The sequence below is a fragment of the Sphingobacterium athyrii genome (assembly GCF_003071065.1).
GTDB lineage: Bacteria > Bacteroidota > Bacteroidia > Sphingobacteriales > Sphingobacteriaceae > Sphingobacterium > Sphingobacterium athyrii.
This window is the reverse complement of the sequence record NZ_QCXX01000015.1, coordinates 1-4,075: the sequence shown is the minus strand read 5'-3', so window position 1 is coordinate 4,075 and position 4,075 is coordinate 1. Positions and strand designations below refer to the sequence as shown.

Sequence of the window (4,075 nt, the reverse complement as noted above, 5' to 3'; positions counted from 1 at the left end):
GGTAACGGCTTACCAAGGCGACGATGTCTAGGGGCTCTGAGAGGAGAATCCCCCACACTGGTACTGAGACACGGACCAGACTCCTACGGGAGGCAGCAGTAAGGAATATTGGTCAATGGGCGGAAGCCTGAACCAGCCATGCCGCGTGCAGGATGACTGCCCTATGGGTTGTAAACTGCTTTTGTCCGGGAATAAACCCAGGTACGTGTACCTGGCTGAATGTACCGGAAGAATAAGGATCGGCTAACTCCGTGCCAGCAGCCGCGGTAATACGGAGGATCCGAGCGTTATCCGGATTTATTGGGTTTAAAGGGTGCGTAGGCGGCCCATTAAGTCAGGGGTGAAATACGGTGGCTCAACCATCGCAGTGCCTTTGATACTGATGGGCTTGAATCCATTTGAAGTGGGCGGAATAAGACAAGTAGCGGTGAAATGCATAGATATGTCTTAGAACTCCGATTGCGAAGGCAGCTCACTAAGCTGGTATTGACGCTGATGCACGAAAGCGTGGGGATCGAACAGGATTAGATACCCTGGTAGTCCACGCCCTAAACGATGATAACTCGATGTTGGCGATAGACAGCCAGCGTCCCAGCGAAAGCGTTAAGTTATCCACCTGGGGAGTACGCCCGCAAGGGTGAAACTCAAAGGAATTGACGGGGGCCCGCACAAGCGGAGGAGCATGTGGTTTAATTCGATGATACGCGAGGAACCTTACCCGGGCTTGAAAGTTAGTGAAGGATGCAGAGACGCATCCGTCCTTCGGGACACGAAACTAGGTGCTGCATGGCTGTCGTCAGCTCGTGCCGTGAGGTGTTGGGTTAAGTCCCGCAACGAGCGCAACCCCTATGTTTAGTTGCCAGCATGTAATGGTGGGGACTCTAAACAGACTGCCTGTGCAAACAGTGAGGAAGGTGGGGACGACGTCAAGTCATCATGGCCCTTACGTCCGGGGCTACACACGTGCTACAATGGATGGTACAGCGGGCAGCTACATAGCAATATGATGCTAATCTCTAAAAGCCATTCACAGTTCGGATTGGGGTCTGCAACTCGACCCCATGAAGTTGGATTCGCTAGTAATCGCGTATCAGCAATGACGCGGTGAATACGTTCCCGGGCCTTGTACACACCGCCCGTCAAGCCATGAAAGTTGGGGGTACCTAAAGCATGTGACCGCAAGGAGCGTGTTAGGGTAAAACCGATAATTGGGGCTAAGTCGTAACAAGGTAGCCGTACCGGAAGGTGCGGCTGGAATACCTCCTTTCTAGAGTATCGCGGACCGGTGCTCGTCACGTTACATATGATTGCAGATAGTACTGAGAATTGAGATATGAGTATTGAGATAACTTTATGGCGACATAGAGGGTATCCTTTACGCATAAGGAAGACTCACTGCTAAAAAAGAAAAAACATCAGAAGAAAGTGCCCGCCCCTAATGGAGCGGTCCCTGAGAGAAGAGATGAACAGAATAGCTAGTCCCGTAGCTCAGTTGGTTAGAGCACTACACTGATAATGTAGGGGTCAGCAGTTCAAATCTGCTCGGGACTACGAAAACATAAGGGGAATTAGCTCAGCTGGCTAGAGCACCTGCCTTGCACGCAGGGGGTCAACGGTTCGAATCCGTTATTCTCCACGTCTCCGGGGATGCGTATAACGGTACACATCATAAAATACCGGAAAAAGAGTTCTTTGACATATTGAAAGAGAAAAAAAATTACAAGAGAAGACAACAGTAGAGACAATGCTGGTATGTGCCTGATGTGATGAGGAGACCCTCGGTCAAGGCCGAACGAATCATTGCGTAGCATGCTGGTGTATATATCAAAAGCAGCCGCATAGTAGCAAAAGGCTATGCCGGTGAAGAAAGTAAATAAGGGCACACGGGGGATGCCTAGGCTCTCAGAGGCGAAGAAGGACGTGATAAGCTGCGATAAGCTTTGGGGATTGGCAAATGCGACTTGATCCAGAGATTTCCGAATGGGGCAACCTGACTATTTGAAGAATAGTCGTATAAAACGCGAACGCGCTGAACTGAAACATCTAAGTAGGCGTAGGAGAAGAAAATAACAATGATTTCCCAAGTAGTGGCGAGCGAACGGGAAATAGCCCAAACCGATCATGTTACGGCATGGTCGGGGTTGTAGGACCACGACATTGTACAGCGCTATGAACTGGAAGCAGGTGGGAAACTGCGCGACAAGGGTGAGAGCCCCGTACAGGTAAAGAATGTTGACATAGTGGTATCCTGAGTACCGCGGGACCGGAGAAATCCTGTGGGAATCCACCAGCACCATCTGGTAAGGCTAAATACTCCTGAGAGACCGATAGTGAACCAGTACCGTGAGGGAAAGGTGAAAAGAACCCCGAACAGGGGAGTGAAAAGAACCTGAAACCGTGTGCTTACAAGCGGTTGGAGCAGGCAGGTCCTGTGACAGCGTGCCTTTTGCATAATGAGCCTACGAGTTACTCTTGTCTGGCAAGGTTAAGTCCTTCAGGGACGCAGCCGAAGCGAAAGCGAGTCTTAATAGGGCGCATAGTCAGATGAGGTAGACGCGAAACCTTGTGATCTACCCTTGGGCAGGTTGAAGTTGCAGTAACATGTAATGGAGGACCGAACCGATAAACGTTGAAAAGTTTCCGGATGACCTGAGGGTAGGGGTGAAAGGCCAATCAAACTGGGAAATAGCTCGTACTCCCCGAAATGTTTTTAGGAACAGCGTCGGCATGGAGTCTGATAGAGGTAGAGCTACCGATTGGGTGCGGGGGAGTCAAATCCTACCAAATCCAGACGAACTCCGAATGCTATCAGATATGGCCGGCAGTGAGGCTTTGGGTGCTAAGGTCCAAGGCCGAGAGGGAAAGAACCCAGACCATCAGCTAAGGTCCCCAAATCCGTTCTAAGTTGAACTAACGAGGTCCGGTTGCCCAGACAGCTAGGATGTTGGCTTGGAAGCAGCCATTCATTTAAAGAGTGCGTAACAGCTCACTAGTCGAGCGGCCGGGCGTGGATAATAAACGGGCATCAAGAACGGTACCGAAGCTATGGATTTGCATTGAGATATATGCATCTGGTAGGGGAGCATTCCATATGGGGCGAAGATACCTGGTAATGGGTGTTGGACCGTATGGAAAAGCAAATGTAGGCATAAGTAACGATAAGGCGGGTGGGAAACCCGCCCACCGAAAGACCAAGGTTTCCTGATCAACGTTAATCGGATCAGGGTCAGTCGGGACCTAAGGCGCACCCGAAGGGGGCAAGCCGATGGACAACTGGTTAATATTCCAGTACTCTTCATAACTGCGATGTGGTGACGGAGTAGTGACACTGCCGCGAACTGACGGAATAGTTCGTTGAAAGGCGTAGGTATTGGAGTTGTAGGCAAATCCGCAACTCTAGCTGAAACCCAATAGTACAGCAAAGCTCCGGTGGCGCTGATAGAGCAGGTAAACAGACTTCCAAGAAAACCCGCTAAGCTTCAGGTTATGAAGACCCGTACCGCAAACCGACACAGGTGGTCGAGGAGAGAATCCTAAGGTGCTCGAGTGAGTCATGGCTAAGGAACTCGGCAAAATGGCCCTGTAACTTCGGGAGAAGGGGCGCTGTCTCAGTGATGAGCAGCCGCAGTGAAAAGGCCCAGGCGACTGTTTAACAAAAACATATGGCTTTGCAAAATCGCAAGATGAGGTATAAGGCCTGACACCTGCCCGGTGCTGGAAGGTTAAGAGGGGATGTCATCGCAAGAGAAGCATTGAATCGAAGCCCCAGTAAACGGCGGCCGTAACTATAACGGTCCTAAGGTAGCGAAATTCCTTGTCGGGTAAGTTCCGACCTGCACGAATGGTGTAACGATCTGGGCGCTGTCTCAGCCATGAGCTCGGTGAAATTGTGGTATCGGTGAAGACGCCGATTACCCGCAACGGGACGGAAAGACCCCATGCACCTTCACTATAGCTTAACATTGAGATTGGGTACAGGATGTGTAGGATAGGCGGGAGATGTTGAAGCGGCTTCGCCAGGAGTCGTGGAATCAACCTTGAAATACCGCCCTTTCTGTATCCGGTTTCTAACTCG

At 50.7% G+C, this 4,075-nt stretch carries 2 tRNA genes and 2 rRNA genes; all 4 read left to right on the top strand.

The features are described from left to right. Positions 1 to 1,267: ribosomal RNA gene (locus tag DCO56_RS28975) — 16S ribosomal RNA — on the top strand; the annotation flags it as partial. Positions 1,268 to 1,477: 210 nt separating this feature from the next. Next, positions 1,478 to 1,551 (top strand) — tRNA-Ile (locus DCO56_RS28970). A gap of 11 nt (positions 1,552 to 1,562) precedes the next feature. Then, a tRNA-Ala gene (locus DCO56_RS28965) sits at positions 1,563 to 1,636 on the top strand. A gap of 227 nt (positions 1,637 to 1,863) precedes the next feature. Continuing rightward, positions 1,864 to 4,075: ribosomal RNA gene (locus DCO56_RS28960) — 23S ribosomal RNA — on the top strand; the annotation flags it as partial.